The following is a 22,742-nucleotide window of genomic DNA, read 5'->3' on the forward strand; positions in this document are numbered from 1 at the left end:
TCGCCGCGTGCTCCCCGTTATGTCCGCAGTCCGGCGCGATTAAGTCGGTGGCCATCACCGACGACACCGCTTCGCCGGAGCACGAGACTGGTGTCTACCAGGACAAACACGCGCCATCAGGAGCGGATCATGACCACAACCGACTGGACCGACACCACCGACACCGAAGCCGCCAACATCGTCATCGCCCGCCGAATCTTCCGGGAGGGCTTCGGTCAGGGCAACCTGTCCGTCTGCGACGAGCTGTTCGCCGCCGACGTCGTCGAACACCAACGCGGAAACCCGTCTGGGGTGGACGGCGTCAAGGCGATCATCACCACGCTGCGCGGCTGGTTCCCCGACTTCCGGCTCGACGTCGAGGACATCGTCGCCCGTGAGGACATGGTGTGGTGCCGCAGCCGCGCCATCGGCACCAACGAGGGCGGCTTCATGGGTCTGCCACCCAACGGCGGCACGATCGACATCACCGTCTACGACTCCGTCCGCATCAGGGACGGCCGCGTCGTCGAGCACTGGGGTGTTCCCGACCAGCTCGGCGCGGCACTGCAACTCGGGCTGATCCCACTGCCGAAGTGACGTCGTCGACACGATGGTCACCAGAGAGAGGACATGAGATGAGCAAGTTCTACTCGTTCGCCTATGCGGTGGGTTTCACCCCGTGGGAAAAGGCCGGCCAGGCCGGGGCAGACAATCTGACCAGGCAGTTTGCCCGCGAAGAGGAGGAACGCGGCGGTCCGGGCAAGGCGCTCGATCTCGGCTGTGGGACCGGGTCGCACACGGTCGAGTTGGCGCAGCGCGGCTGGACGGTCACCGGCATCGAGCAGATCGAGAAGGCGGTGGAGCGGGCGGGCAAGCGCATCGCCGATGCCGGGGTGAGTGCAAACGTGCTCCGAGCCGACGTCACCACTATGTCGCCTGACGAGGTCGGCACCGGATACGACTTCTTCCTCGACCTGGGGTGCTTCCACGGTCTGACCCCGCAGGAGCAGCAGGCAATGGCCCGCTCGGTGACCGCGCTCGCCACATCCGACGCGACTCTGTTCATGTTCGCGTTCGGAAAGTCGGTCGGACCCCGTTTCATGCCGCAGGGCACCACTCGCGACGACATCGAGGCCGCCTACCGCGACTGGCGTGTAGACGAGGTGCTACCGGCACCCGCACTGCCCGGAAGCCCGCGCATCGGGCACAAGTCGGAGCCGACGTTCTACCACCTGAGGCGCAGCTGACGGAGAGCGTGCGCCCGCCGACGTTCATCGTGCGCACCTCACCGTTGAGCGTGCCCAGGATTGAGAGGCACTAGAGAAACGGAACCGTGATGAGCAAGTTCTACTCGTTCGCCTACGCGGTGCGCTTCACCCCGTGGGAGGAGGCCGGCCAGGCGAACGCCGATGCTCTGGCCGAGATGTTTGCGCGTGAGGAAGCCGAACGTTGTGGCCCTGGCAAGGCGCTTGACCTCGGCTGTGGGACCGGATCGCATACCGTCGAGTTGGCGCAGCGAGGCTGGCAGGTCACCGGCGTCGACCTGGTCGACAAAGCCGTGGAGCGGGCGCGGAAACGAATTGCCGACGCCGGAGTGAACGCGAAGGTTCTCCGAGCCGATCTGACCTCGATGTCGTCCGACGTGGTCGGCACCGGCTACGGCTTCTTCCTCGATCTCGGGTGCTTCCACGGTCTGACCCCGCAGGAGCAGCAGGCGATGGCCCGCTCGGTGACCGCGCTCGCCAACCCCGAGGCGACCCTGTTCATGATGGCATTCGAAAAACCCGCCGGGCCCCGCTTCATGCCACAAGGGGCGACAGTGGAGACGATCGAGGCGGCCTACCGCGACTGGCACGTCGTCGACGTCGAACCGGCACCCCTTCCAGCAAAATCGCGGCGCATGCTCATCAAGTCGGAGCCGACCTTCTTTCGCCTGCAGCGCCGCTGACGGGTAGGTCGTCCGAACGTTGATCGTGCGCAGCCTGGCGTTGATCGTGATCGCGGCGCACGCTCGACGATGAGCTGCGCACGGTCGACGATTCCGGCCGCACGGTCGACGATTCCGGTGCACGGTCGACGATTCCGGTTGCACGGTCGACGGGGGTGAGACGACGGGGGCGAAACAAAGGACCCCGGTCGATGACCGGGGTCCTTTTCTGTGTCCGAGGGGGGACTTGAACCCCCACGCCCGTTAATAGGGCACTAGCACCTCAAGCTAGCGCGTCTGCCATTCCGCCACTCGGACCTCTTGTGTAGCGGAAGCAACCATAGCCGAGGTTGCCCGCGTATCCCAAATCCCGTAGGAGTGAGGGGTGACTTCTGCGTCTACGGTCGGCAGTGCGGTCGACGAAGTGGTGGATCTCGTCAGTCGACTGATCCAGTTCGACACCTCCAACACGGGTGAACCGGAGACCACGAAGGGCGAGGAGGAGTGCGCCAAATGGGTGGCGCAGCTCCTCGAGGAGGTCGGCTACACGACGCAGTATGTGGAGTCCGGACGGCCCGGACGCGGCAACGTGTTCGCGCGTCTGCCCGGCCCGCCCGACTCCGACCGCGGGGCGCTGCTGGTCCACGGACACCTCGACGTGGTGCCGGCCGAACCGGCCGACTGGAGTGTGCACCCGTTCTCCGGGTCGGTCTCCGACGGCTACATCTGGGGTCGCGGCGCGGTCGACATGAAGGACATGGTCGGCATGGCGTTGGCCTTGGCCCGCCAGTTCAAGCGCGACGGTACGGTGCCGCCGCGTGAGCTCGTGTTCTTGTTCACCGCCGACGAGGAGGCGGGCGGACAGTGGGGTGCGCACTGGCTCGTCGCGAACCGGCCCGACTTGTTCGAGGGGATCACCGAGGCCGTGGGTGAGGTCGGTGGCTTCTCGCTGACCGTGGACCGTCCCGACGGCACGCAGCGGCGCCTCTACCTCGTCGAGACAGCCGAGAAGGGCCTGTCATGGATGCGGCTGACGGCCGATGCCACCGCAGGTCATGGCTCATTTCTGCACGCCGACAACGCGGTCACCGAGGTCGCCGAGGCCGTCGCACGGATCGGACGGCACACCTTCCCGCTGGTGATGACCGAATCGGTCGGCGAGTTCCTCGCCGCGGTTTCCGACGAGACCGGGCTCGACCTGCGTCCCGACGCACCGGATCTGGACACGACCCTGTTCAAACTCGGCAATCTTGCGCGGATCATCGGCGCGACGCTGCGTGACACCGCGAACCCGACGATGCTCAAGGCCGGGTACAAGGCCAACGTGATCCCGCAGAAGGCCGAGGCCGTGGTCGACTGCCGGGTGCTGCCGGGACGGCAGGCGGCCTTCGAGAAGGAGATCGACGAGCTCATCGGACCCAATGTCCGGCGGGAGTGGATCACCCATCTCGATTCCTACGAGACGTCCTTCGACGGTCACCTCGTCGACGCGATGAACGCCGCGATCCTGGCGCATGACCCGCAGGGCACGACGGTGCCCTACATGCTCTCGGGCGGCACCGACGCGAAGGCCTTCGCCAAGCTGGGTATCCGGTGCTTCGGCTTCGCACCCCTGCAGTTGCCGCCGGAGCTCGATTTCGCCGCGCTGTTCCACGGTGTGGACGAGCGGGTGCCGGTGGACGCGGTCGTGTTCGGTACCAAGGTTTTCGAGCATTTTCTGTTACACAGTTGATGAGTGCGTCCGGCGTCCGCCGGACGGCCGGGTCGGGATGTCCGTGTTGTGAGAAAGGTGATCTGATGTCGTCGTCGTTCAACCCCTACGATGCGTTGCCCAGTCTGCCCGGCTTCACCCTGACCTCCGAGAGCGTCACCGACGGACGGCCGCTCGCCAGCGCGCAGGTGAGTGGTCTGATGGGTGCCGGCGGCGAGGATCTGTCGCCGCAGCTGAGCTGGTCCGGATTTCCTTCGGGCACCAAGAGTTTCGCGGTCACCGTCTTCGATCCGGATGCCCCGACGTTGTCGGGTTTCTGGCACTGGGCGGTCGCCGACATCCCGGTGTCGGTGACGTCGCTGCCCGAAGGTGCCGGCGACGAGACGGGCAGCGGACTGCCCGCAGGGGCGGTCACGGTACCCAACGACGCGTCGCTGAAGCGGTTCGTCGGCGCCGCGCCGCCGCCCGGACACGGACCGCACCGCTACTTCATCGCGGTGCACGCCGTCGATGTCGAGTCGCTGGGGCTGCCCGAGACCGCCACGGCCGCCTACCTCGGTTTCAATCTGTTCTCGCACGCGATCGCGCGTGCGGTCATCGTCGGCACCTACGAGCAGGCCTCCGAGAACGTCTGAGACCCCGGGGTGGGGGGTGTGGGGTCAGTCCCGCGCGGCGGACCCCACGGCCTCTGCGATGTTGGCGAAACCGCCCGCGCGGACGCGGTCCGCGATACCGGCGTTGATGTCGCGCACCCACACCGGGCCGCCGTAGATGAATCCGGTGTAGGTCTGCAGCAGACTTGCGCCGGCGCGGATGCGTTCCCAGGCCTGGTCGACGGTCTCGATGCCGCCGACGCTGACCAGTGTCACCCGGCCGCCCACCCGGGCGTGCAGCCGCTGCAACACCTGTAGCGACCGCTCCGCCAGCGGTGCCCCGGACAGGCCGCCCGCCCCCATCGCGGCGACGTTGTCGGCGGGGGTGCGCAGGCCGGTACGGGCAATCGTCGTGTTGGTCGCGACGATGCCCGCGAGCCCGAGTTCGACGGCGAGATCGGCGACGGCGTCGATGTCGTCGTCGGCGAGGTCGGGCGCGATTTTCACCAGCACCGGGACCTCGACCTCGGCCTGTACGGCTGCCAGGATCGGACGCAGCGAGTCGACGGCCTGCAGGTCGCGCAGCCCCGGGGTGTTCGGTGAGCTGACGTTGACCACCACGAAGTCGGCGAGCGGTCCGAGCATGCGTGCGCTGAACCGGTAGTCGTCCACGGCGTCGTCGACGGGCACGACCTTGGTCTTGCCGATGTTCGCGCCGATCGGCACCCGGACGGGTCCCGGCCGACGCCTGGCGAGATGGTCGGCGGCGACGGTGGCCCCGGGATTGTTGAAGCCCATGCGGTTGATGAGCGCCCGGTCGGTGGGCAACCGGAACAGGCGGGGGGCCGGGTTACCGGGTTGCGGCTGACCGGTGATCGTCCCGATCTCGGCGTAGCCGAAGCCGATCTGGCCCCACGCGTTGACCGCGGAGGCGCTCTTGTCGAACCCGGCGGCCAGACCCAGCGGCGCCGGGAAGTCGACGCCGAAAACCTCTTGGCGCAGGATCGGATCACCGGTGGCGAGGATCTTCGCGGCGAGGTTCCGCAGACCGGGGGTGTCGCCGGCGATTCGGATGGCGCCGGCGGCGATCCGGTGGATGCGTTCGGGCGACAAGAGGAACATCACCCGCAGCACGAGTGGATAGAGCCATCCGTTGATCCGGCTCAGCACGCCGCGGCTCCGGTGTCCGGGTAGGGGGAGTGGTCGAGGATCTGCTTGCGTGGCGGCTTGCGGCGGCGCAGCAGGACCTTGCGGGTGCCGTCGGTGTAGAGGCGGACCCTTTTGAGTTCCCAGCCGCCGAACTCCGCCTCGATGGACAGCCGCATCGACGCGCTCACCCGAGTGACGTCGGGCGGCAGATTGAGCAGCAGACACTCGTGGGTTTCCGAGCTGACCTCCCACCCGCGGGGATATCGGGAGCCTCGGCGCGCACTATGCGACATGCTCATCCACCTGCCGGTGTGCCGCCCTCGGCGGCATCGCCGGGTGCGACCGCCTCGAGACCGCCCCGCGCCGACAGCACGAGGAGCCGGCCGGTCGCTTCGTCGACGGCGATGTTGTCCGGTTGCGCGACCGTCGGGAACCGATACTTCTCCACGGGTTCGCCCCCGGACAGGTCATAGGCCACCACCTCGTTGTTCGCGGTTGTCGACACCCATGCCAGATTGCGGGTGTCGTCGTAGTCTACGGCGAACGGGCCGTTTGCCACCGGATAGCGGAACCGCATGACCAGCGGGGATCCGAAGAATCCGATGAACTCGTCGTCGCGGGTGTTGGTCACGAGGATGCGGCCGTACCGGTCGACGACGGAGTTCGTGGCGCCGTTGCCGGCCCGCAGCGACAGACCCAGGTCGCCGTCGGACACATTGAGCTGTGTCACCGACGACTGTGCGCGGTCGAGGACGACGACCTGTTCGCCGGGCAGATCGGCCCCCGGTGGCGACACCGTGATGTCGTCGACCCGGACGAAACCGCCGATGTCGCGGACCGGCTCGAGGGCGGAGTCGAACACCATCACGTGTCCGTTGCCCGTCCCGACGAGGACCTGCCCGGAGTCGGTGCGGGCCAGCGCGGTCGGGTCGTCGACGGAGACCTGACTGCTCGTCACCACGCCGTCGCGGGCGATCCGGACGATGACATTCGGGCCGGCGCCGAGGAAGGTGCCGCCGCCGGTCCCGATGATCCGCGTCAGCGGGGGAGTCGTGATGAGCCGGGGTGGGGCGGCCAGTGTCGACGACCCGTAGCTGCGGACCGTGGTGCCGGCCGCGTCGAGCACGACGACGACATCGTCGTCGACCGCGAGGTCACGACCATCCGCGGGGGTCGGCACGACCGTCCCGACCGGACTGACCGCCGAGCCCGGCGGTGCCGGGGCCGCAGTGGCGGGTGTCACAGTCGGCACATCCGGGTTCGCCGAGTCCGACGATCCGCATCCCGAGGCCACCGCCGCGACGGCGACGACCGCGAGCCCGGCCGCCACCATCCGGTGCCCACGGACCGCACTGAACAGGGACAGACGGCGCTGTGGACTCGGCACGTGCATGCCCACCATCTTGCGTCACGAGACACCCGGGCGGACCGGCCGGGGTAGCGGCCGGTGACGCCATGCACACCGATGCTTGGAGGACGCTGAGTCGGGCGATCCGATACCCACCGCCGGCGACCCGTAGCATCATCGGCCGTGACAGACACCATGACCTGGATCCAGGCGATCACGCTCGGCGCGATCCAGGGAATCACCGAGTTCCTGCCGATCTCGTCGTCGGGCCATCTGCGGATCGCGTCGGAGATCATGTTCGGCGAGGACGCCGGTGCCTCGTTCACCGCGGTGACCCAGCTGGGCACCGAGACGGCGGTGCTGGTCTTCTTCGCGCGTGACATCGTGCGGATCGTGGCGGCGTGGTTCCGCGGGCTGAGGAATCGCGACCAGCGGGGCCTGGACTACCGCATCGGGTGGTACGTGATCTTCGCGACCATCCCGATCGGCGTGCTCGGGTTCCTGTTCAAGGATCAGATCCGGACGTCCGGACGCAATCTGTGGCTGGTGTCGTCGGTGCTGATCCTGTTCGCCGGGGTGATCTGGCTGGCCGAACACTATGGGCGCAAGGAACGCTCGATGGAACAGCTCACGTTGCGTGACGGGTTGGTGATGGGTCTGGCCCAGTGCCTCGCACTGATCCCCGGCGTGTCCCGGTCCGGCGCCACCGCCAGCGCCGGTCTGTTCCTGGGGCTGCGCCGGGAGGCGGCGTTCCGGTTCTCGTTCCTGCTCGCCATCCCCGCGGTGACCGCGTCCGGGCTGTTCAGCCTGCCCGACGCGTTCCACCCGAGCGGCGACGGGATGGAGGCGACCGGTGCGCAATTGGCCGTGGCGACGCTGGTGGCCTTCATCATCGGCTACGCGTCGATCGCGTGGCTGCTGCGATTCGTCAGCGTGCACTCGATGAACTGGTTCGGCGCCTACCGCGTCGTGCTCGGCCTCACGGTCATGGGGTTGCTCGCCGGCGGTGTCATCAGCGCCACCTGACCTATGGTTGACACATGACCGTGATTCTGGTGCGCCATGGACGCTCCACGGCCAACACATCCGGAGTGCTCGCGGGGCGGACCCCGGGGATCTCGCTGGACGAGAAGGGCCGTGAACAGGCTGCCGCTCTCGTGGAGCGGCTCGGCGGCTGCCTGGGCGAGATCGTGGCGGTGGCCCGCTCGCCGCTGGAGCGGTGCGCGCAGACCGTGGCTCCGTTGCTGGCCACGCTCGGCGGTGACCCGGACCGTGACGTCCCCGAGGTCGTCGTCGACGATCTTGCCGAGGTCGACTACGGCAGCTGGACGAACCGACCGCTCAAGGAACTGCTCGCCGAACCGTTGTGGAAGGTGGTACAGCAGCAGCCCTCGGCCGCGGTGTTCCCGGACGGCGAGGGTCTCGCGGCCGTGCAGGCGCGCGCCGTCGCCGCGGTCCGTGACCTCGACCGGCGACACGGGGGCGACGACGGCAGCGGGGTGTGGGTCGCCTGTTCGCACGGAGACGTCATCAAGGCCGTCATCGCCGACGCGATGGGCATGCATCTCGACGCGTTCCAGCGCATCGTGGTCGAACCGGCGTCGATCAGCGTGATCCGCTATGGTCCTGCCCGCCCGTACGTGCATACCGTCAACAACACCGCCGTGCTCTCGGTACCCCCGCGGCGACGGGAGAAGGCGGCCCAGACCCAGACGGATGCGGCCGATGATGCGGTTGTGGGTGGCGAGACCGGGATCGACGGGCGCGATCGCGGCATCAGGGCTGCGGCGACCCCCCTCGCACGCGGATAATGAACGACACAGTGAAGGAGGTGTGATGTCTCGCGCGATACACGTGTTCCGGAGTCCGGACCGGTTCGTCGCCGGTACCGTCGGTCAGCCGGGGGACCGGACCTTCTACCTCCAGGCCGTCCACGAAAGCCGAATCGTCAGTGTGCTCCTGGAAAAGCAGCAGGTGGCGATCCTCGCCGACCGGATCGGCGCGTTGCTCGAAGAGATCCATCGGCGGTTCGGCACCCCGATCCCGCCGCCGAACGACCGCGTCGGCGACCTCAGCCCGCTGGTGATGCCCATCGACGCGGAATTCCGGGTCGGGACGATGGGATTGGGCTGGGATGCCGAATCCGAGGCGGTCGTGGTGGAACTGCTCGCGATCACCGAGGGGGAGTTCGACGAGAGCGTGGTCCTCGACGACACCGACGAGGGGCCCGACGCGGTCCGGGTGTTTCTCAGCACCGCAGCGGCACGTGAATTCGCGGCCCGGTCGTCGCGGGTGCTCTCGGCGGGACGCAAGCCGTGCCCGCTCTGCCACGAACCGCTCGATCCCCAGGGGCATCTGTGTGTGCGGACCAACGGGTACAAACGTGACGCCGAACTGAGCAAGTCCCTGGACTTCGTCGATCCCGAGGTGTTCCGGAACCTGAGCATGCAGGACGAGACCGGCTATCTGGAGACCGACCCGACCGAATCCGACGACGACGATCCGCCGCAGCAGGACTGATGTGACCGTCTCAGACCCGTCTGCTCCCGAACCCGATGCGTCGTCGGTCGACGAGACCGACGCACTCCGCCGCGGTGACCTGGTCATCGTCGGACGCATCCCCGCGGCCAGCAACACCACCCTGGTGTGCGACGCGGTGCTGGGCGACACCGAGGTCCGGTGTGTCTACAAACCGGTGCGCGGCGAGGTGCCGCTGTGGGATTTCCCCGACGGGACGCTGGCCGGGCGCGAGGTCGCGTCCTTCCTGATCTCCGAAGCGCTCGGATGGTCGGTGATCCCGACGACGATCTTCCGCGACGGTCCGCTCGGACCTGGCATGGTGCAGCGCTGGGTGGTCACCGCGGAGAACGACGAATCCCCGGCGCGGATCGGATCGTCGGCCGAGCTGCCGGTACCCCATATCGACCTGGTGGACCTGTGCCCCGTGGGCACGATCCCGACCGGGTACAAGGCGATCCTGCGTGCCCTGGATCCGACAGGTGAAGCGGTCGTCCTCGTCCACGCCGACGATCCGCGGCTGCAGCGGATGGCCGTGCTCGACGTGGTGCTCAACAATGCCGACCGCAAGGGCGGCCATGTTCTCGAAGGACTGGACGGCGGGGTGTACGGCGTGGACCACGGCATCTGCCTGCACCACAGCGACAAACTCCGCACGGTCCTGTGGGGGTGGGCGGGCGAAGCGATTCCCGGTCATCTGCTGGCAAACCTGGCCGATCTCGCCGAGCATCTGGCCACGGCCGAGCACCCCCTGTCGGCGCAGCTCGCCGAGCACATCACCGAGGCGGAGATCGGCGCGCTGGCCGAACGGGCCGCCGACCTCGTGGTCAGCGAGACGATGCCGTTCCCACCTGGTCACCGGCCGATTCCCTGGCCACCGTTCTGAGCGGACGCGAGGTTCTTGGGCGACGAGGACCGGACCTGTGGAGGATCACACACGGGCGGGCCATACAGTGGAACCATGCAGTCGTGGCCTGATCCCGCCCTCCCAGACGTCCCGGGCACCGGGCCGGCACTCCGTCTCTTCGATACCTCCGACGCCGCCGTGCGTCCGGTCAGCCCGGGCTCGACGGCGACCATGTATGTCTGCGGCATCACCCCGTACGACGCCACCCATCTCGGTCACGCCGCCACCTACGTGACCTTCGACGTCGTCAATCGTATGCTCCGCGACCTCGGCCACGACGTGCACTACGTGCAGAACATCACCGATGTCGACGACCCGCTGTTCGAGCGTGCCGAGCGTGACGGCGTGGACTGGCGCGAGCTGGGTGCGCAGCAGATCCAACTGTTCCGCGACGACATGACCGCGCTGCGGGTCCTGCCGCCGCGCGACTACATCGGCGCGATCGAATCGGTCAACGAGGTGGTGGAGGTCGTCGGCAAGTTACTCGCCTCCGGCGCAGCCTACGTCGTCGACGATCCCGAGTTCCCCGACGTCTATTTCCGGGCCGACGCGACCGAGCAGTTCGGCTACGAGTCGGGCTACGACCGGGCCACCATGGACCGATTCTTCGCCGAGCGTGGCGGTGACCCGGACCGGCCCGGCAAGCGTGACCCGCTCGACGCGCTCCTGTGGCGGGCGGCCCGGCCCGGCGAACCGTCCTGGGATTCACCGCAGGGCCCGGGACGCCCTGGCTGGCACATCGAGTGCGCGGCGATCGCGCTCAATCGGCTGGGAATCGAGTTCGACCTTCAGGGCGGCGGCAACGACCTGATCTTCCCGCACCACGAGTTCTCCGCGGCACACGGCGAGGCCCTCACCGATTCCCGCCGGTTCGCCCGGCACTATGTGCATACCGGCATGGTCGGCCTCGACGGCGAGAAGATGTCGAAGAGCCGCGGCAACCTGGTGTTCGTCTCGGTGCTGCGTCGCGACGGCGTCCCGCCGGCGGCGATCCGGCTCGCCCTGCTGGCCGAGCACTACCGCGCCGACCGGATGTGGACCGACGCGGTGCTCGCCACCGGCCGCGACCGGCTGCAGCGGTGGCGGGCCGCGACCACGGCCGTCGCCGGTCCCGACGCCGGCCCGGTCATCGCCCGCTTGCGCCAGCATCTCGCCGACGACCTCGACACCCCGAAGGCGCTCGCGGCGGTCGACGGCTGGTGCCGCGACGTGGAGTTGGGCATCGGCGGTTCGGCCGATGCGCCCGGCGAGATCGAACGCGCGGTCGACGCGCTGCTCGGCGTCGAACTGTCCTGACGCGCTGGCCTGACGCGACCGCGGGCGGTGGCCGCCGCGACCGTGTCGGGCGCGCTCGATACAGTGCTTGGCGTGGCACACGCGCAGAAGATCGATCCCGACACCACCGCCGGGGTGTGGACGGTGGTGACCCGGACATCGACCTATCTGTTGGACTTCGATGAGATGACCCTGTTGCGAGCTCCAGGCGTGGGCGGGACCGGCAGCGACGAGTGGGCGGTCAGCCGGCTGCGCCGCGACTCCGAGGACATCCCGCTCCTGGGCGTGAAATCGTGCCGGGTGGGCGAGTCAGCCCAGTTCTGGGTGCGCGCCGCCGACGACCCGGATGTCCGGACCTGGCGGATCACCACGCCGGTCGTGTCCATCGAGCGGATTGGCTGACCTGAACCGCTCAGCCGGTGCCGAACGAGCCCGGTCCGCGACGCTTCAGATAACGCTCGAACTCGGCGGCCAGCGCGTCACCGTCGATCTTCGCCATCACCTCGTCGGTATCCATCTCGGCGTCACCCCGCTCCTCGAGGCCGCGGACGTATTCGGCGATCTCCTCGTCGTCCTCGGTCATCTCGGTGACCGCGCGCTCCCACTCCTCGGCCTGCTCGGGCAGGGTGCCGAGCGGCACCTCGATGTCGAGCACCTCCTCGACCCGGTTGAGCAGCGCGACCGTCGCCTTCGGGTTGGGCGGGGTCGACACGTAGTGGGGGACCGCGGCCCAGAATGACACGGCGGGCAGACCCGCCTGGACGAAGAGATCCTGCAGCACCCCGGTGATCCCGGTCGGACCCTCGTAACGGCTCTCCGCGAGGTGGAAACGCTCCGCCGATTCGCTGCTGTAGGCGGTGCCGGTCACCGGCACCGGGCGGGTGTGCGGGGTGTCGGCGAGCAGCGCTCCGAGCATCACCGTCGTCTCGACGTCGAGGTCTTTTGCGAGGTCCACGATCTCCGCGCAGAACGCCCGCCAGCGCATGTTTGGTTCGATCCCGCGGACGAGTACGATGTCCCGGTCTGCACCAGCCGGGCTGCAGTACGAGATGGACGTCGTCGGCCAGTCGATGCGCCGGGTGACACCGTCGACCTGCTTTACGGTGGGCCGATTCACCTGGAAGTCGTAGTAGTCGTCGGAATCGATGTCGGCCAGGGGAACCGCATCCCACGTCAGCGCGAGATGCTCGACGGCGCTGCTCGCGGCATCGCCCGCGTCGTTCCATCCTTCGAATGCGGCCAACAGGATGGGCCTGCGGAGCCGGGGAAGGTTCGACCTCTGCTCAGCGTTCACTGAACCAGCCTACGACCGAACCCCGAGAGAGGGCGAACTACGCTGTCAACCATGTCCAACCCGATCACTCGTCCGATTGACTACGACACGACATTCCTTCAGGCGATGTCGCGCCGTGTGCTGATCGGTGACGGGGCGATGGGGACGATGCTGCAGGCCGCCGACCTGACTCTCGACGACTTCGCGGGCCTCGAGGGTTGCAACGAGATTCTCAACGCCACGCGCCCCGATGTGCTCGCCGGCATCCACCGGTCCTACTTCGAGGCCGGCGCCGACGCGGTCGAGACCAACACCTTCGGCTGTAACCTGTCCAACCTGGGCGACTACGACATCGCCGATCGTATCCGGGAGCTGTCCTACAAGGGGACCGGGATCGCCCGCGGGGTCGCCGACGAGATGGGACCGTCGGCCGACGGCACACCGCGCTACGTTTTGGGCTCGATCGGTCCCGGCACCAAACTGCCGAGCCTCGGTCACACGACGTTCGCGGTGATCCGCGACGCCTACTTCGAGTGCGTCGCCGGCATGCTCGACGGCGGTGCCGACGCCATCCTCATCGAGACCAGCCAAGACCTGCTGCAGGTGAAGGCCGCGGTGATCGCGGCTCGGCGCGCCATGTCGGATCTGGGCCGCAACATCCCGATCATCACCCACGTGACGGTGGAGACCACCGGCACGATGCTGCTCGGGTCCGAGATCGGTGCGGCGCTCGCGGCGATCGAGCCGCTCGGCGTGGACATGATCGGTCTCAACTGCGCCACCGGCCCGGCCGAGATGAGCGAACATCTGCGCTACCTGTCGCGCCACGCGCGCATCCCGGTGTCGGTGATGCCCAACGCGGGTCTGCCGGTGCTCGGGCCCAATGGGGCGGAGTATCCGCTGCGTCCCGACGAACTGGCCACCGCAATGGGCGATTTTGTCGCGGACTTCGGACTGGCGATGGTAGGTGGCTGCTGCGGCACGACACCCGAACACATCCGGCAGGTCGCCGAACGCGTCGCCGACATCACCCCGGCCGCGCGTCACACCGAACACGTCCCGGAGACGTCGTCGCTCTACACCGCGGTGCCGTTCGATCAGGACGCCAGCTTCCTGGTGATTGGCGAACGCACGAACTCCAACGGCTCCAAGGCGTTCCGAGAGGCGATGCTCGCCGAGGACTATCAGCGCTGCCTCGACATCGCCAAGGACCAGACCCGCGACGGCGCGCATATGCTCGACCTCAACATCGACTACGTCGGTCGCGACGGCGCCGCCGACATGACCGCGCTGGCGAGCCGGTTCGCGACGTCGTCGACGTTGCCGATCATGCTGGACTCAACCGAACCCGACGTCATCCGCGCGGGTCTGGAGTCGCTCGGCGGGCGGTGCGCGGTCAACTCGGTGAACTACGAGGATGGCGACGGGCCGGACTCGCGGTTCACGCGCATCATGTCGCACGTCGTCGAGCACGGTGCCGCGGTGGTGGCGTTGACCATCGACGAGGAGGGGCAGGCGCGCACCGCGGACTGGAAGGTGCAGGTCGCCGAGCGGCTGATCGCCGACATTACCGGTCGATGGGGTCTCGCTGAGGAAGACATCATCATCGACACGCTGACCTTCCCGATCTCGACGGGTCAGGAAGAGGTGCGCCGCGACGGAATCGAGACGATCGAAGCGATCCGGCGGCTGCACGAGAGCCATCCCGACATCCACTTCACGCTCGGCATCTCCAACATCTCCTTCGGCCTGAACCCCGCCGCCCGGCAGGTGCTGAACTCGGTGTTCCTGCACGAGTGTGTGCGGGCCGGGCTCGACACCGCGATCGTGCACGCGTCGAAGATCCTGCCGATGGCACGCATCCCCGACGAGCAGCGCAAGGTCGCCCTGGATCTGGTGTACGACCGCCGCTCCCCGGGATATGACCCCCTGCAGAAGCTGATGGAGCTGTTCGAGGGGGTCTCGGCGGCGTCGGCACGCGAGTCGCGTGCCGCAGAGCTGATGCGGCTGCCGCTGTTCGAACGACTCGAACGGCGCATCGTCGACGGTGAGCGCAACGGTCTCACCGACGACCTCGACGAGGCGATGACGACGACCCCACCGCTGGCCATCATCAACGACACACTGCTGTCGGGGATGAAGACCGTCGGCGAACTGTTCGGCTCGGGGCAGATGCAGCTGCCGTTCGTGCTGCAGTCCGCAGAGGTCATGAAAACCGCTGTCGCACACCTGGAACCGCACATGGAGTCCACCGGCGAGGACGGCAAGGGGCGCGTCGTGCTGGCGACGGTCAAGGGCGATGTGCACGATATCGGCAAGAACCTCGTGGACATCATCCTGTCCAACAACGGCTATGAGGTCGTCAACATCGGGATCAAGCAGCCGATCAACACCATCCTCGAGGTGGCCGCGGACAAGAAGGCCGACGTGATCGGTATGTCCGGTCTGCTGGTGAAGTCGACGGTGGTCATGAAGGAGAACCTCGAGGAGATCAACTCGCGCGGGGCGGCCGCCGAATATCCGGTGCTGCTCGGCGGTGCGGCGTTGACCCGCAGCTACGTCGAGAACGATCTCGCCGAGATCTATCACGGCGACGTGCATTACGCGCGCGACGCATTCGAGGGTCTGCGGCTCATGGACGACATCATGGCGACCAAGCGCGGTGAGGGACCCGACCCGGACAGCCCCGAGGCCCTCGCCGCGAAGAAGAAGGCCGAAGAACGCAAGGCGCGTCACGAACGCTCCAAGCGGATCGCGGAGAAGCGCAAGGCGGCCGAGGTACCCGTCGAGGTGCCGGCCCGATCGGATGTCGCCACCGACAACGAGATCCCCACCCCACCGTTCTGGGGCACCCGCATCATCAAGGGTGTGCCCGTCGCGGACTACCTGCAGTTGCTCGACGAACGCGCCCTGTTCCTCGGGCAGTGGGGACTGCGCGGCGCCCGCGGCGGAGACGGACCCTCGTACGAGGATCTTGTCGAGTCCGAGGGCCGGCCGAGGTTGCGGCACTGGATCGACCGGCTGTCGACCGAAGGCATCTTGCAGCACGCCGCGGTCGTCTACGGATACTTCCCGGCGGTCAGCGAGGGCGACACCGTGCACGTACTCGCCGAGCCGCGGCCGGACGCCGAGGTGCGACACAGCTTCACCTTCCCGCGTCAGCAGCGGCCCCGGTTTTTGTGTGTGGCCGACTTCATCCGGTCCCGTGAGGACTGCCTCACGAGCGGACAGGTCGATGTCCTGCCGTTCCAGCTGGTGACGATGGGGCAGCCGATCGCGGATTTCGCGAACAAGCTGTTCGCCGACGACGCCTACCGCGACTATCTCGAGGTGCACGGCATCGGTGTGCAACTCACCGAGGCCCTCGCCGAGTACTGGCATCAGCGGGTGCGCGGTGAGCTCACCGTCGAGGGGCGGTCCCTGGCCGGCGAGGATCCCGACGATGCGCAGGGCTTCTTCGACCTCGAGTACCGTGGCGCCCGTTTCTCGTTCGGCTACGGTGCCTGTCCGGACCTCGACGACCGCGCCAAAATGGTCGAGCTCCTCGAGCCGGAGCGCATCGGTGTGCAGCTCTCGGAGGAACTGCAGCTGCATCCCGAGCAGTCCACGGACGCGTTCGTGCTTCATCACCCCGAGGCGAAGTACTTCAACACCTGATCCTTCGACTGCGCCCCTGAGAAGCGCCCCCGAAAAGGTCCCGCCCGCTACGTCACCGACGCATCGTCGATGTGCCCCGCTGGCTGGCGGAATCGGGGGCGCTTTTCCGTGGCTGGACACGAATTAGTTGTAGTTCTACAATCATTGTATGTCTACAACTGACTCCCATCGAGCGGCGACCACCGCACCCACGGGCACCGAGTTGTGGTTCGCGATGAACAGTCTGGTGCGCGATCACGCCGGGGAGTCCCGCGCCCGCATCGAGGCACACATCGATCTGCCGTTCAGCCGCTTCCGCGCGCTGCGCCGCATCGCAGTGCGGGACCTGACGCAGAGTGACCTCGCCCGACGACTCGGCATCGACGCCCCGGCTACCAGCGTCATCGTCAACGACCTCGTCGACCGTGGGCTCGTCGCGCGCGAGCCCCATCCCACCGATCGGCGATTCAAGATCGTCACCGTCACCGAGCAGGGAAGACGGATCGTCGACGGTGTCGTCGCCGACCCGACCGTCGCACCCGACATGTTCGCCGCCCTCGACGACGACCAACGACGCCACCTCGGATCGTTGCTCGACGTGCTGCGGCAGGCCGCCGAATCATGAACTCGCCGATCCTGACCGGCCCGGTGGCCGACATCTCCGAACTCGGGATGCGTCATCGGATGGCGATCCTGGCGACCTGCTGTCTGAGCCTGTTCATCGTCGGCATCGACACCTCCGGCGTGAACGTGGCACTGCCCGCGATCGGCTCTGGGCTCGGCGCGTCGGCGTCGCAGCTGCAGTGGGTGATCGACGCCTACACTCTCGTGCTGGCCAGCCTGCTGATGCTGGGCGGATCGCTCGGCGACCGGCTGGGTCGCAAACGCGTGTTTCAGGTCGGGCTCACGGTGTTCGGTCTGGCGTCGATCCTCTGCTCGCTGGCCGTGTCGCCGGAGATGCTCATCGGCGCCCGCATGGTGCAGGCGGTGGGCGGCGCGATGTTGAACCCCGTCGCGATGTCGATCATCACCAACACCTTCACCGAACCGAAGGAAAGAGCCCGTGCGATCGGCATGTGGGGGACCGCCATCGGTGTGAGCATGGCGCTCGGACCGCTCGTGGGCGGCGCACTGGTGGATGGCATCGGTTGGGAGGCGATCTTCTGGCTCAACGTCCCTGTGTGTCTCACCGCGATCGTCGCGACGGCGATCCTCATCCCGGAGTCGAAGGCACCCCACCCGCGGCGACCGGATCCGGCCGGTCAGCTGCTGATCCTCGTGTTCCTGGCCACGCTCACCTACGGCATCATCGAGGGCCGTTCGCTCGGCTGGACATCGGGCCCGGTCACCGGCGCGTTCGCGCTCAGCGCGGTCGCCCTGATCGCCTTCCTCCTCGTCGAATCCCGCAGACGTGAACCCCTGCTGGACCTCCGCTTCTTCCGTAGCGTCCCGTTCGACAGCGCGGTGATCGGTGCCATCCTGGCCTTCAGCGCGATGGGCGGGTTCCTGTTCCTCAACACCCTCTACCTCCAGCAGGCCCGCGGACTGAGTCCGCTGCAGGCGGGGTTGATGACGCTGCCGATGGCGGTGGCCAACGCGGTGTTCTCGCCCCTGTCGGGACGCCTCGTCGGCGATCGCGGCGCCCGTCTCCCGATGGTCGGAGCGGGGATCATGGTCCTGATCGCCGGGGCGATGCTCACGCAGACCGACCTCGGGACCAGCATGTTCTACCTCGGCGTCGCCTATCTGTTCCTCGGGATCGGGCTGGGGCTGGTCAACGCCCCGATCACCAACGCCGCGGTCTCGGGGATGCCCCGGACGCAGGCGGGCGTCGCGTCGGCCATCGCCTCGACCAGCCGTCAGGTCGGCATCTCACTCGGCGTGGCGGTGTTCGGTGCGGTGGCGTTCGCCGGGATCGACGGCCCGGTCGGCAACGGGCTGGCAACCGCCTCCCATCCCGCGTGGGTTCTGATGGCGCTGTGCGGTGCGGGCATCGTGGTGGTGGGATACGTGTCGACGGGACGATGGGCGACCGCGACGGCCGAACGCACCCGCGAGCGGATCACGGCGTCGGCCCAGCCGTGAACCTCCCAGCCGTGAACCTCCCAGCGCGCTGACATCGGGTCCACAGCTTCACCTCGCATGGTGAGTGCATGACTCTGGCTCAACCTGCCCGTGCGACAGCCGTACACCCACCCGGCCCCGACAATGAGCTCGTCGACGACGAGGCGTGGACGTCGACGCCCCGATGGGTACGACTGCTAGTCCTCGCCGCGATCATCGCGGTCGCGGTCTCGGTGCGCATCCCGTTCCTGCACATCGAGACACTCGACTACCAGGCGTTCTTGAGTCGTTGGTATGACACCCTCGACACCGGCGGATTCGGTGCGTTCCGGGAACGTTTCGCCGACTACAACTACCCGTACCTGTACCTGATCTGGCTGCTGACCGCACTCAACATCCCGGCGCTGATCGGGATCAAGGCGATCTCGATCCTGTTCGACCTGGTGCTCGGCTTCTTCGCCTACCGCATCGTCGCGCTGCGCACCACCCGATTCTGGTTGCGCGCCTTGGCGTTCGGCATCGTGGTGCTGTTGCCGTCGGTGATCGCCAACAGTGCGTGGTGGGGGCAGGCCGACGCCGTATATTCGGCGTTCGTGCTGGGCGGGGTCTACTTCCTGATGCGCGCCCAGCGGGAATCGGTGCGTGCGAACTCTGTCTGGGCCTGTGTGATGTTCGGGCTGGCGATCTCGTTCAAACTGCAGGCCATCTTCGTGCTGCCGGTGCTGGCGTGGCTGCTGTTGCGGCGCCGGCTGCCCTGGTACTCGCTGTTCGCCATCCCGCTGGTGTTCCTGCTCCTCGACCTTCCCGCCGTCCTCGCCGGCGCGTCCTTGGACACCGCGCTGTCGGTGTACCTGGATCAGACCGGCTCCTACAAACAGCTCACCCTGGGCGCGGCCAACCTCTACCAGCTGATCCCGATCGACGGCGACGCGACGTGGCTGGCCCATCTCGGTATCGTCGCGGCGGCCGCGCTCATCGTCGTATTCCTGGTCTGGTCGGTGTGGCGGAAGCCGGTCGTCACACCGACGTCGATCCTGGTGGTGGCCACCGCATCAGCGGTCGTCGTGCCGTTCCTGCTGCCCGCGATGCACGACCGATACTTCTACACCGCCGAGGTGCTCAGTGTCGTGATGGCGTTCTACCTGCCGTTGCGGTTCGTGCTGATCCCGATCCTCATCCAGGCGGCGGCGATCGGTGTCTACCACTCGTCGCTGACCGGAGACCAGGGCCGACTCATCGGCGGCCCGGGTGGTGGCGGACGACCGGGCGGTGGTGCCGGATCCGGCGGTGGCCCAGGCGGATCGGGCGGACCGGGTTTGGCCGACGGCGGGCAGCATGGCCCGCCGGGTGGGGGTGGCGGCGGAGGCGCCGGGGGATACACCTCCGGCCGCGGCGACACTGCCCTGGCCGTCTACGCCTCGTTCATGGCCGCCGCAGTGCTCGGCGTCTGCTACACCGTCGCCGACACCGTGCGCCGTACCCGCTCACAACCTCCTACGTCCTGAGCGCAGCCTTACCAATTGCCGCAGATCGGCCTAGCGTGGAAGGTGTCACCTTTGGATGGCTCAGTGTCGAGTCCCGATAAGGAGGCCCACAATGATGACGCATGCAGAACGCCGCGGAATCGCCGTGGCAATCGACGGCTCACCGGCGGCGACGGCCGCGGTCGAGTGGGCCGCGCACGATGCCGAACTGCACCAGGTGCCGCTGAAGATCGTGCATGTCATACCGTCCGAACCGGTCGCGGAGGGTTGGTTTTCGGTGCACACGCCCGAAGGGCTGCCGCAGTGGCAGAATGCCGAAGCCGAACGCATCATCTCCGAAGCCGAGAAACTGGCCGAAGAGAACCTTGCGCCGGCGCGGGCCCGGCAGATGACCACCGAAACCCTGCATGACGCGATCATCCCCGCGCTGGTCGACCTGTCCAAAGAGGTCGACCTCCTGGTGGTCGGCTGTCGCGGACACGGCACGGTGGCCGGTGCCCTGCTCGGGTCGGTCAGCGCAGGACTGGCGCACCACTCGCACTGTCCGATCGCCGTCGTCCACGACGGGGTGCCCATGGCCGAGCGGTCACAGGCGCCTGTCGTGGTGGGTGTCGACGGTTCGCCCGCATCGGAGTTGGCCACCGAGATCGCGTTCGACGAGGCATCTCGCCGCGGCGTCGGTCTGGTGGCGGTGCACGCCTGGAGTGACATGGGTCTGATGGGTTTCGCCCGCATCGGCTGGGCGCCGATCTCGTTCCGTAACATCAGGGACGAGGAGGACGAGGTCCTCGCCGAGCGGCTGTCCGGGTGGACTGAGCAGTATCCCGACGTCGAGGTCACCCGGGTGCTCGTCAGCGACCGCGCGGCCCCGCGATTGCTGGAACGCGCCGAAGACGCCCAGCTCGTCGTCGTGGGTAGCCACGGCCGCGGCGCGGTGCCCTCCACACTGCTCGGATCGGTTAGCCGTACGGTGGTGAACTCCGCCCGGATCCCGGTGATCGTGGCCCGCATGCCGCACAAACACGGGCACTGGCCACGCCGACATCGCTGAACGGCACGATCCGCCCGACCAGGAGTCGACCAGCGGTGTCGTCTGGCTGCCCGAATCCGGTCAAAGTGTCCGCGGGGTGCCGACCCGGATTGTTAGCGTCGAGGTATGCGCGATACGCACACAGAACGACTCGGCATCGTCGTGGCAGTGGACGGCTCACCCTCGTCGACCGCGGCGGTGGAGTGGGCTGCGCGTGACGCCGACCTCCGGAAGGTTCCGCTCCGGATCGTGCACGTCATGCCGTCCGAGCCGGTCGCCGAGGGCTGGTATTCGGTCAACATGCCCGACGGCTTCTCACAATGGCAGGAGGAGTACGCCAAGCAGATCGTCTCCGACGCCCACAAGCTCGCCGAATCCCACGTCGCACCCGACCGGGCGGATCAAGTGACCACCGAGATCCTGGGCGGTGCCATCGTCCACACCCTCGTCGAACTGTCCGAGCACGCGGAGCTGATCGCGGTGGGTTGTCGGGGGCAGGGGACGGTGGCCGGCGCCCTGCTCGGGTCGGTCAGCTCGGGACTGGCCCACCACGCCCGCTGCCCGGTCGCCGTCATCCACGACGAGCAGCCGGTCGATGCGCAGGCGCCTGTGGTGGTGGGTGTCGACGGTTCCCCCACCTCGGAGCTGGCGACCGAGATCGCGTTCGACGAGGCATCCCGACGCGGTGTCGGGCTGGTGGCCCTGCACGCCTGGACCGACATGGGCCGGTTGGGGATCGCCAAGATCGGCTGGGCGCCGATCGAATGGCGCAACATCAAGGTGCAGGAGGAGGAGGTTCTCGCCGAGCGCCTGTCCGGGTGGTCCGAACGGTACCCGGACGTCGAGGTCACCCGGGTGCTGGTGAGCGACGAACCGGCCCCGCGGCTGCTCGAACAGGCCGAGAACGCCCAACTCGTCGTGGTCGGCAGCCACGGTCGCGGGGCGGTGCCCACCACGCTGCTCGGTTCGGTCAGCCGCACGGTGGTGAACTCTGCCCGGGTCCCGGTGATCGTCGCACGCGTGCCGCACGGACACCGGCCGGATCACCAGGTGTAGGTCCGGGTACTCAGCCGCTCGGGCCGGATTGCGCGTTCGAATCGTTCGGCGGCGGCCGAATCCACTACCTGCGAGGTAATCGAATCACTGCACGCGGCGCCTTACGATGGCCGACATGGCCGCCGGTGTGGGGACGATGTTGCGACAGTGGCGTTCGCATCGGTCCATCAGTCAGCTCGATCTTGCCTACGACGTGGGGGTCTCGCCGCGACACCTCAGTTTCGTCGAGACCGGCAAGTCCACGCCGAGTCCCACGCTCATCGAGGCGCTGGCGAGCCGCCTCGACATCCCGCTGCGGGAGCGTAATGCGTTGCTGTTGGCCGCCGGTCATGCACCGCGGTACTCCGAAGAACCGTTCGACGCCGCGGCGATGGGGCGTATCCGAGCCTCTGTCCAGCGAATCCTGAACGCGCACAACCCCTATCCCGGGATCGCACTGGACCGGGTATGGAATGTGGTGGTGGCCAACGACGCGGCGACGCGCCTGGCCGGTCTGCTGCCCGAGCATCTGCAGGGGCCGCCGCTCAACCTCTTCCGCGCCTCCCTGCACCCGGACGGTTTCGCGACGATGACCACCAACCTCGACGCGTGGGCGGGCTATCTCATCGACACCCTGCGCCGCCTGGTGCGGGTGACCGGGGACGCGCGACTGGCGGCACTCGAACGAGAGGTGTCGGCCTATCCGGCGGTGATCGACCTCGACCGCCGCGCACGCCCATCTGGCGCCACGTCCGAGCCGACGCTGCTCGTCCCGCTCGAACTGCGGATCGGCGCGACCGAGCTGTCCTTCTTC

General features: G+C 67.8%; 22 protein-coding genes and 1 tRNA gene. 18 read left to right on the forward strand and 5 right to left on the reverse strand.

The genetic code is table 11. The annotated features are described in order from the left end of the window. Window positions 1–129: 129 nt before the first annotated feature. The 3 genes from GORHZ_RS10930 (at window position 130) to GORHZ_RS10940 (ending at window position 1,927) form a co-directional block, all read left to right on the forward strand. Entirely contained in the window at window positions 130–576 is a 447-nt protein-coding gene (locus GORHZ_RS10930; RefSeq protein ID WP_006332964.1) for an ester cyclase, read from the forward strand. A gap of 38 nt (window positions 577–614) precedes the next feature. After that, entirely contained in the window at window positions 615–1,226 is a 612-nt protein-coding gene (locus GORHZ_RS10935) for a class I SAM-dependent methyltransferase (protein WP_006332965.1), read from the forward strand. An 89-nt stretch (window positions 1,227–1,315) separates the two neighbouring features. Beyond that, complete coding sequence (locus tag GORHZ_RS10940; RefSeq protein ID WP_006332966.1) at window positions 1,316–1,927, forward strand: class I SAM-dependent methyltransferase; 612 nt, start codon at window positions 1,316–1,318, stop codon at window positions 1,925–1,927. Window positions 1,928–2,138: 211 nt separating this feature from the next. Here the strand turns inward: GORHZ_RS10940 and GORHZ_RS10945 are convergent. Continuing rightward, window positions 2,139–2,224 (reverse strand) — tRNA-Leu (locus GORHZ_RS10945). A 67-nt stretch (window positions 2,225–2,291) separates the two neighbouring features. Here GORHZ_RS10945 and GORHZ_RS10950 point away from each other — a divergent pair. Together GORHZ_RS10950 and GORHZ_RS10955 are read left to right on the forward strand one after the other, a co-directional pair. Continuing rightward, complete coding sequence (locus GORHZ_RS10950; RefSeq protein WP_006332967.1) at window positions 2,292–3,638, forward strand: M20/M25/M40 family metallo-hydrolase; 1,347 nt, start codon at window positions 2,292–2,294, stop codon at window positions 3,636–3,638. A gap of 65 nt (window positions 3,639–3,703) precedes the next feature. Further along, window positions 3,704–4,252, forward strand: a complete 549-nt coding sequence (locus GORHZ_RS10955; protein WP_006332968.1) for a YbhB/YbcL family Raf kinase inhibitor-like protein — start codon at window positions 3,704–3,706, stop codon at window positions 4,250–4,252. A 24-nt stretch (window positions 4,253–4,276) separates the two neighbouring features. Here GORHZ_RS10955 and GORHZ_RS10960 read toward each other — a convergent pair whose 3' ends face one another. Genes GORHZ_RS10960 through GORHZ_RS10970 form a run of 3 tightly spaced genes read right to left on the reverse strand, consistent with a single transcriptional unit; the run spans window position 4,277 to window position 6,752 of the window. Next, on the reverse strand, window positions 4,277–5,380 hold the full coding sequence (locus GORHZ_RS10960; protein WP_006332975.1) for a quinone-dependent dihydroorotate dehydrogenase: 1,104 nt from the start codon (window positions 5,378–5,380) through the stop codon (window positions 4,277–4,279). Further along, window positions 5,374–5,652 carry a DUF5703 family protein gene (locus tag GORHZ_RS10965; protein WP_006332977.1) on the reverse strand — a complete coding sequence of 93 codons (279 nt, stop codon included), beginning with the start codon at window positions 5,650–5,652 and terminating at the stop codon, window positions 5,374–5,376. The genes GORHZ_RS10960 and GORHZ_RS10965 overlap by 7 nt, the downstream gene beginning before the upstream one ends. Before the next feature lie 2 nt (window positions 5,653–5,654). Then, window positions 5,655–6,752, reverse strand: coding sequence for a YncE family protein (locus GORHZ_RS10970; RefSeq protein WP_373279594.1), 1,098 nt, complete (start codon window positions 6,750–6,752; stop codon window positions 5,655–5,657). A gap of 138 nt (window positions 6,753–6,890) precedes the next feature. On the opposite strand from GORHZ_RS10970, the gene GORHZ_RS10975 reads away from it, so the two are divergent. From GORHZ_RS10975 to GORHZ_RS11000, 6 genes are all read left to right on the forward strand, one after another. Next, window positions 6,891–7,733 carry an undecaprenyl-diphosphate phosphatase gene (locus GORHZ_RS10975; protein ID WP_040531338.1) on the forward strand — a complete coding sequence of 281 codons (843 nt, stop codon included), beginning with the start codon at window positions 6,891–6,893 and terminating at the stop codon, window positions 7,731–7,733. Between the two features lie 14 nt (window positions 7,734–7,747). After that, complete coding sequence (locus tag GORHZ_RS10980; RefSeq protein WP_006332980.1) at window positions 7,748–8,518, forward strand: MSMEG_4193 family putative phosphomutase; 771 nt, start codon at window positions 7,748–7,750, stop codon at window positions 8,516–8,518. A 25-nt stretch (window positions 8,519–8,543) separates the two neighbouring features. After that, on the forward strand, window positions 8,544–9,227 hold the full coding sequence (locus tag GORHZ_RS10985; protein ID WP_006332981.1) for a DUF3090 domain-containing protein: 684 nt from the start codon (window positions 8,544–8,546) through the stop codon (window positions 9,225–9,227). A gap of 1 nt (window position 9,228) precedes the next feature. Further along, window positions 9,229–10,110, forward strand: coding sequence for an SCO1664 family protein (locus GORHZ_RS10990; protein ID WP_006332982.1), 882 nt, complete (start codon window positions 9,229–9,231; stop codon window positions 10,108–10,110). Window positions 10,111–10,185: 75 nt separating this feature from the next. Further along, a complete protein-coding gene (gene mshC / locus GORHZ_RS10995) occupies window positions 10,186–11,427 on the forward strand; it encodes a cysteine--1-D-myo-inosityl 2-amino-2-deoxy-alpha-D-glucopyranoside ligase (RefSeq protein ID WP_006332983.1) in 1,242 nt (413 codons plus the stop codon). Between the two features lie 72 nt (window positions 11,428–11,499). After that, window positions 11,500–11,808: a hypothetical protein gene (locus GORHZ_RS11000; RefSeq protein ID WP_040531341.1), complete on the forward strand. Its 309-nt coding sequence runs from the start codon at window positions 11,500–11,502 to the stop codon at window positions 11,806–11,808. A gap of 10 nt (window positions 11,809–11,818) precedes the next feature. Here the strand turns inward: GORHZ_RS11000 and GORHZ_RS11005 are convergent, their stop codons facing one another. Continuing rightward, window positions 11,819–12,700 (reverse strand): PAC2 family protein, encoded by an 882-nt coding sequence (locus GORHZ_RS11005; RefSeq protein ID WP_006332985.1) that lies wholly within the window; start codon window positions 12,698–12,700, stop codon window positions 11,819–11,821. 51 nt (window positions 12,701–12,751) lie between these two features. Here GORHZ_RS11005 and metH point away from each other — a divergent pair, with 51 nt between their 5' ends. From metH to GORHZ_RS11040, 7 genes are all read left to right on the forward strand, one after another. Then, entirely contained in the window at window positions 12,752–16,336 is a 3,585-nt protein-coding gene (gene metH, locus GORHZ_RS11010) for a methionine synthase (protein ID WP_006332986.1), read from the forward strand. Window positions 16,337–16,484: 148 nt separating this feature from the next. Continuing rightward, window positions 16,485–16,940 (forward strand): MarR family winged helix-turn-helix transcriptional regulator, encoded by a 456-nt coding sequence (locus GORHZ_RS11015; protein WP_040531343.1) that lies wholly within the window; start codon window positions 16,485–16,487, stop codon window positions 16,938–16,940. Beyond that, a complete protein-coding gene (locus GORHZ_RS11020; RefSeq protein WP_006332988.1) occupies window positions 16,937–18,400 on the forward strand; it encodes an MFS transporter in 1,464 nt (487 codons plus the stop codon). Before GORHZ_RS11015 ends, GORHZ_RS11020 begins: the two co-directional genes overlap by 4 nt. Before the next feature lie 68 nt (window positions 18,401–18,468). Beyond that, window positions 18,469–19,884 carry a putative hexosyltransferase gene (locus GORHZ_RS11025; RefSeq protein WP_006332989.1) on the forward strand — a complete coding sequence of 472 codons (1,416 nt, stop codon included), beginning with the start codon at window positions 18,469–18,471 and terminating at the stop codon, window positions 19,882–19,884. Window positions 19,885–19,975: 91 nt separating this feature from the next. Continuing rightward, window positions 19,976–20,914, forward strand: coding sequence for a universal stress protein (locus tag GORHZ_RS11030; RefSeq protein WP_006332990.1), 939 nt, complete (start codon window positions 19,976–19,978; stop codon window positions 20,912–20,914). A gap of 105 nt (window positions 20,915–21,019) precedes the next feature. Then, the gene (locus GORHZ_RS11035) at window positions 21,020–21,949 is read left to right on the forward strand and encodes a universal stress protein (RefSeq protein ID WP_006332991.1); all 930 of its coding nucleotides are present in this window, start codon (window positions 21,020–21,022) and stop codon (window positions 21,947–21,949) included. Between the two features lie 115 nt (window positions 21,950–22,064). Then, window positions 22,065–22,742, forward strand: a 678-nt coding sequence (locus tag GORHZ_RS11040; protein ID WP_006332992.1) for a helix-turn-helix transcriptional regulator, incomplete at its 3' end; no start/stop codon positions are given.

Source organism: Gordonia rhizosphera NBRC 16068 (assembly GCF_000298195.1).
Lineage (GTDB): Bacteria > Actinomycetota > Actinomycetes > Mycobacteriales > Mycobacteriaceae > Gordonia > Gordonia rhizosphera.

Coding starts and splice junctions, on each gene's coding strand:
- GORHZ_RS11030 (WP_006332990.1), top strand. CDS start 19,976: ATGATGACGCATGCAGAACGCCGCGGAATCGCCGTGGCAATCGACGGC.
- GORHZ_RS10965 (WP_006332977.1), bottom strand. CDS start 5,652: ATGTCGCATAGTGCGCGCCGAGGCTCCCGATATCCCCGCGGGTGGGAG.
- GORHZ_RS10940 (WP_006332966.1), top strand. CDS start 1,316: ATGAGCAAGTTCTACTCGTTCGCCTACGCGGTGCGCTTCACCCCGTGG.
- GORHZ_RS11015 (WP_040531343.1), top strand. CDS start 16,485: ATGTCTACAACTGACTCCCATCGAGCGGCGACCACCGCACCCACGGGC.
- GORHZ_RS10935 (WP_006332965.1), top strand. CDS start 615: ATGAGCAAGTTCTACTCGTTCGCCTATGCGGTGGGTTTCACCCCGTGG.
- metH (WP_006332986.1), top strand. CDS start 12,752: ATGTCCAACCCGATCACTCGTCCGATTGACTACGACACGACATTCCTT.
- mshC (WP_006332983.1), top strand. CDS start 10,186: ATGCAGTCGTGGCCTGATCCCGCCCTCCCAGACGTCCCGGGCACCGGG.
- GORHZ_RS11020 (WP_006332988.1), top strand. CDS start 16,937: ATGAACTCGCCGATCCTGACCGGCCCGGTGGCCGACATCTCCGAACTC.
- GORHZ_RS11025 (WP_006332989.1), top strand. CDS start 18,469: ATGACTCTGGCTCAACCTGCCCGTGCGACAGCCGTACACCCACCCGGC.
- GORHZ_RS10980 (WP_006332980.1), top strand. CDS start 7,748: ATGACCGTGATTCTGGTGCGCCATGGACGCTCCACGGCCAACACATCC.
- GORHZ_RS10930 (WP_006332964.1), top strand. CDS start 130: ATGACCACAACCGACTGGACCGACACCACCGACACCGAAGCCGCCAAC.
- GORHZ_RS11035 (WP_006332991.1), top strand. CDS start 21,020: ATGCGCGATACGCACACAGAACGACTCGGCATCGTCGTGGCAGTGGAC.
- GORHZ_RS10955 (WP_006332968.1), top strand. CDS start 3,704: ATGTCGTCGTCGTTCAACCCCTACGATGCGTTGCCCAGTCTGCCCGGC.
- GORHZ_RS10970 (WP_373279594.1), bottom strand. CDS start 6,752: ATGCACGTGCCGAGTCCACAGCGCCGTCTGTCCCTGTTCAGTGCGGTC.
- GORHZ_RS10985 (WP_006332981.1), top strand. CDS start 8,544: ATGTCTCGCGCGATACACGTGTTCCGGAGTCCGGACCGGTTCGTCGCC.